This is a genomic window from Clostridium sp. LY3-2 (assembly GCF_024705715.1).
In the GTDB taxonomy this organism is placed as follows: domain Bacteria; phylum Bacillota; class Clostridia; order Clostridiales; family Clostridiaceae; genus Clostridium.
The window spans coordinates 1-3,925 of record NZ_JAMDLQ010000011.1 but is presented as its reverse complement, the minus strand read 5'-3'; the positions used below and the strand labels follow the sequence as shown (position 1 = coordinate 3,925).

Sequence of the window (3,925 nt, the reverse complement as noted above, 5' to 3'; positions counted from 1 at the left end):
AAGTAGACAGTAAGGAGTGTCCCTTGCTAAATAATACAGATGAAGAAAAAGAAGTTGCTGTAACTTCTCCCTCTAAAGTTCACAAACTAAATTGTGAAGGGCTTTGTTGCCCAGGGCCTTTAATGGAAGTTAAAATGAAGATGGATATGATAGAAAATGGTGATACTTTAGAAGTAACAGATTCAGATACTGGATTTTTTAAAGACGTTGAAGCTTTCGCAAAGAAAACTAAAAACACTTTAGTAGATGTAACTATGGATAAAGGTCTTGTAAAAGCTACTTTAATAAAAGGTTTAGGAAAAGTAGAAAGTATAGAAGTAAAAGAAGAATCTACTAAAAACGGTCAAACGATGGTTGTCTTTAGTGGTGATTTAGATAAAGCTATAGCTTCATTTATAATAGCAAATGGCGCAGCTGCTATGGGTAAAAAAGTTACAATGTTCTTTACTTTCTGGGGATTAAATATCCTAAGAAAAAATGAAAGTGTTAAAGTAAATAAGAACTTTATAGAAAAGATGTTTGGAACTATGATGCCAAGAGGAAGCGAAAAGTTAGGTTTATCAAAAATGAATATGGCTGGTATGGGTTCTAAGATGATAAGAGGAATAATGAAAAGGAAAAATGTTCAATCATTAGAAGAACTTATAGAGTCTGCTATAGCAAATGGAGTAGAAATAGTAGCTTGTACTATGTCTATGGATGTTATGGGAATTAAAGAAGAAGAGCTTATAGACGGAGTAAAATTCGGAGGGGTAGGGTATTACCTTGGTGAAGCAGAAGAGTCTAGCTCAAACTTATTTATATAATAAATTAGTAATATCTTATTAATTTAATTAGTAATTTGGAGGCTAACTATATAGCCTCCAAAATAAAAAACACTATATCGTAAAAATGAGATGTAAAATCAGGAGGAAAGATTTATGTTTTCATTTTTAAAAAGTAATACAAAGGTAGTTAATGTTAATGATATAGATAATTTAATAGGAAAGGTTAATATTATAGATATAAGAGAACCTTACGAATTTAAAGGCGGTCACATAAAGAGTGCAAAAAATATTCCTATGGGAACTTTATTAAATAATCCTAGTAGTTATTTAAATAAAGATAAAGAATACTATATTATGTGTCAGTCAGGTGCTAGAAGCAAAAGAACTACTTCAATGCTTCAAAAAGCTGGATTTGACGTTGTAAATGTAGCAGGAGGGTTTGGTTCTTACGTAGGAACTAAAAGAAAGTAGGTAAACATAAGATTAAAGAATTAATAAAATAAATTCAACTAAGGCTACTAAAAATAATTTTAGTAGCCTTAAATTTTCGTTAAAAACTATACTTAATGAATGAATAATTAGTAAAAACTTTAATCTATTTAAAATTTTTACTAATTATATTGATATAATATTAACAGAGAGAATATGGTGTGGATACGAAGGAGGATAATTATGGGAAAAGTTAATAAAAAACGTAAAGGTTTAAGGTATAAAATTTTAGTATATGCTATACCGATTGCAATAATTTGTAATGTTATATTTGGATTTATAGCATATAATTTAGCGAAGAATTCACTTATTAAAAACAGTAGTTATCTTATGACTGAGATAGCAAATAAAACATCAGAAGTTATAGATGAAAATATACAATCTAACATAAACTCTCTAAAAATAATGGCAGAAGATAAGGAAATAAATAGTTTTAGTGATAAAGCTATAGATGAGCTTAAAGCAGTAGCAAAATCTAGAGGGGATATTGCAATAGGTCTATCAGATATTAATGGTGATGCAGTATATACTGATGGATTTAAAGAAAATATAAAAGACCAAGAAATATATAAAGTAGCGATTCAAGATAAAGTATATATAAGGTCTCCTCATAAAGATGAAGTTACAGGAAAGAATATAGTTACATATTCATTACCTGTAAAGAAAGATAATAAGGTTGTTGGAGTTATAGTTTGTATTAGAAGTTCAGAAGATTTAGATAAGGTAGTAAAAAATGTTTCGTTTTTAGATACTGGTTCAGCTTTTGTAACTAATAATACAGGAGAAGTAGTTGAATCAAAAGACGATAACTTATTATATAAAAACTTTATAAAAGATAGTGAGAAAGATAATAAATTCAAAGAACTTTCAGAGATTTCAAATAAAATGATAAAAGGTGAATCAGGTTCTGGTACCTTTACTTTAAATGGAGAAAAGATGTATTCAGCATATACTCCTATAAAGGGCTCTGATATGTCTATTAATGTTTATGTAAATGAAGATAATTTATTAAAAGAGTTATCAGGACTTAGAACTGCAATCATAGTTATAATCATAGTTATAATTATAGGTGTAATTTTAGCTGCAGTTTATGTAAGTGGAAGATTAACTAAGAACCTAAAAATAGCAAAAAATGAACTTGAAAAGTTATCAAAGGGAAATCTTAAAGGTGAAATAGATGAATCATTATTAAATGAAAATGATGAGATAGGTGATATAGCTAGGTCATTAAGAGATTCAGAAAGAGAACTTTCAAAAATGATAAGTGAAGTTAAAGAGTCAGCTGAAGATATGGAAGAAAACTCTACAAGTTTAGCTGCTATTTCAGAGGAGCTTATGGCGTTAACTAGTAATATTTCTACTGCGATAAATGACGTAGCTGAAGGAACAAACAGTCAAGCTGGTGATTTAACAGAGATAGTTGGAAGACTCGATGAGTTTGGTAAAAAGATAAATTCTATGAATGATGATATCTTAAGGATTAATGATACTAGTTTGGAAATTACAAATAATACAAAAAATAGTTTTAAAGAGCTAGAGGAACTTGTAAGTTCAATAAATGAATTTGACTCTAACTTTGGAATATTTAATGGAAGAATATTAGAAATGGGAGATGAAATCAAAAAGGTTAATGAAATTACTGAACTTATAAATAGTATTGCAGAGCAAACAAACCTTTTAGCTTTAAATGCAGCTATAGAAGCAGCAAGGGCAGGAGAATCTGGAAAAGGATTTGCAGTTGTAGCGGAAGAGATTAGAAACCTCGCAGAACAAAGTAAGGATTCATCAGAAAATATAAATAAAATAATAAGTAAATTAATCACAGGAACTGAAAATATAGTAAAAGGAACTAATCTTATGAGCAAGCAGCTTAAGCAGCAAAGAAATGTAGTAGATTCATCTATGAATGCATTTAAAAACATAGAAGGTTCCGTAAATACTATAAATCCTATGGTTGAAGGAATGAAAAATGGATTTGAAAGCATAAATAGCGATAAATCAGTAATAATAAGAAGCATTGAAGAAATATCAGCAGTTTCAGAAGAAGTAGCAGCATCAGCTGAGGAGATTTCAGCATCAACAGATGAATTAAATAAATCAAGTAATGAAGTTGCAATAAGTGCACAAAAATTATCAGAAAGAGCTACAGATACAAAGGATAATACAGCAAAATTTGAAATATAGAAAAAAAGCCTAAAGAGAAAAAATCTTTAGGCTTTTTTATAATTTTACATAAAAATCCATAATAATTAAATCTAGGTTCATAATATTGAATGTGGTAAATTTTTATGATAAAATTTAGTAAATTAAATGAAATGGATACTTTGAAATTCATCTTATATTTGGGCACTTTAGATGAATGGAGTTAGTAGTGCAACCGGCCAATATAATTCAAAAAGCTTATTTTAGCTTTGAATTTTATTGGTCTTTTTTTATTTTAAAAAAGAATAAATAGAAACGTTGAAGTTTACCTTGATATTTGGGCACTTATAAGGTAGATGGAGTTAGTAGTGCAACCGGCTAGTTTTATTTAAGAAATCTAAAAAAGATTACTTAAAAAAGATTAGCTTTTTTTATTTTAAAAAAGAATAGATAGAAACGTTGAAGTTTACCTTGATATTTGGGCACTTATAAGGTAGATGGAGTTAGTAGTGCAACCGGCTAGTTTT

3 protein-coding genes and 3 riboswitches are annotated in these 3,925 nt (G+C 28.7%); all 3 genes read left to right on the top strand.

Translation table 11 applies throughout. The features are described from left to right. Window positions 1–806: DsrE/DsrF/DrsH-like family protein (locus tag M4I33_RS02770; protein WP_257915355.1), on the top strand; the 806-nt coding region annotated here is incomplete at its 5' end. 114 nt (window positions 807–920) lie between these two features. Then, complete coding sequence (locus M4I33_RS02765) at window positions 921–1,238, top strand: rhodanese-like domain-containing protein (RefSeq protein ID WP_257915353.1); 318 nt, start codon at window positions 921–923, stop codon at window positions 1,236–1,238. A gap of 201 nt (window positions 1,239–1,439) precedes the next feature. Continuing rightward, window positions 1,440–3,440, top strand: coding sequence for a methyl-accepting chemotaxis protein (locus M4I33_RS02760; RefSeq protein ID WP_257915352.1), 2,001 nt, complete (start codon window positions 1,440–1,442; stop codon window positions 3,438–3,440). A gap of 124 nt (window positions 3,441–3,564) precedes the next feature. Continuing rightward, window positions 3,565–3,648, top strand: a riboswitch (cyclic di-GMP riboswitch). Window positions 3,649–3,700: 52 nt separating this feature from the next. Next, window positions 3,701–3,787: riboswitch (cyclic di-GMP riboswitch) on the top strand. Window positions 3,788–3,841: 54 nt separating this feature from the next. Continuing rightward, window positions 3,842–3,925: riboswitch (cyclic di-GMP riboswitch) on the top strand.